General features: G+C 39.0%; 1 protein-coding gene. It reads left to right on the forward strand.

Annotated features, from left to right (window positions below; all coding sequences use genetic code 11):
- The first annotated feature begins 172 nt into the window (after positions 1 to 172).
- Positions 173 to 1,312, forward strand: a complete 1,140-nt coding sequence (locus tag ACFS5N_RS19625; protein ID WP_377189912.1) for a redoxin domain-containing protein — start codon at positions 173 to 175, stop codon at positions 1,310 to 1,312.
- Positions 1,313 to 1,327: the final 15 nt, after the last annotated feature.

The following is a 1,327-nucleotide window of genomic DNA, read 5'->3' on the forward strand; positions in this document are numbered from 1 at the left end:
TTTAATTTTTTTTGTAAAAAGCAAGCTTATAGCAATGGTTTTATAATTGGGATTGAAATAAATACGATATAATTACAGTAAAAGCATAAAATTTACGGATTAAGTTATAATGATTGCTGTTAGAATTTATAATCCTGAATATTAACAAATAAAATAAATGATAATAAGAAGTATGAAAAAGATCACCAATATTTTAGGAGCTGTGGCATTATTTGCTGCTCCATCTGTGGTAATGGCCCAAACAAATTATACCTTAAATGGTAAAGTGGGGGCGTTATCTGCACCAGCCAAGGCCTATTTAGTATATTATCCGTCTGATTCGGAGCATATAGATTCTGCAGCTATAAATAGCGGCGCTTTTAGCTTTAAAGGTACTATTGATGCCCCTATGAACGCTTACCTGATAATTAATAAAAAAGGTAACGGCATCCGTACGTCCGGCTTACAGGTTACAAACCTTTATTTAGAAAATGGGGTAATTAAAGTAAGTAGCCCTGATTCATTAACTAACGCAAAAATACAGGGCGGCCTGATCAACGCAGATAATGCCAGATTGCAGGCGGCACTTAAGCCTGTGTCTGACAAAATCGAAGCTATAAACAAGGAATATCAAGCCGCACCGGCAGAAAAAAGGAATTCAAAAGAATTTATTGAGGATATACAAAAACGCTACCAGGGGCTAATGGATGAAAAAAAGCAGGCAAGCCTGGCGTTTGCAAAAGCCAATCCTAATTCATTAATGAGCCTTTTTGCGATAAAAAATGTACAGGGCGCCACACCTGATGTGGCAGAGATAGAGCCTGCTTTCAACGCTTTATCGGCGAAAGTAAAAAGCACTAAGTCAGGGGTGGAGTATGCAACTGAAATAGCCAAATTAAAAAGACTGGCGCTTGGTGCTATGGCTCCTGATTTTACGCAGGCCGATACTGCGGGCAAGCAAGTTTCACTGCATGACTTTAAAGGCAAATATGTACTGGTTGATTTTTGGGCCAGCTGGTGTGGGCCCTGCAGGGCAGAAAATCCTAACGTAGTAGCAGCTTATGGCAAGTATAACGCTAAGGGTTTTAATATAATAGGCGTATCACTGGATCAACCCGGGGCAAAAGATAAATGGTTAAAAGCAATCCATGACGACCATTTAAGCTGGACACAAGTATCAGACCTTAAGTTTTGGAAAAATGATGTTGCTCAACTTTACTCCATACAGTCAATTCCACAAAACTTTTTAGTTGGTCCAGATGGAAAGATCGTAGCTAAAAACCTGCGAGGCGAAGATCTGGAAAACAAGCTGAAGGAGCTGTTGGACAAATAAATGTTTTAATGACCT

Source organism: Mucilaginibacter ximonensis, assembly GCF_042686265.1.
GTDB classification, from domain to species: domain Bacteria; phylum Bacteroidota; class Bacteroidia; order Sphingobacteriales; family Sphingobacteriaceae; genus Mucilaginibacter; species Mucilaginibacter ximonensis.

Excerpts from the sequence above, each read along its gene's own strand:
- ACFS5N_RS19625 (WP_377189912.1), top strand. The coding sequence starts at position 173 with ATGAAAAAGATCACCAATATTTTAGGAGCTGTGGCATTATTTGCTGCT.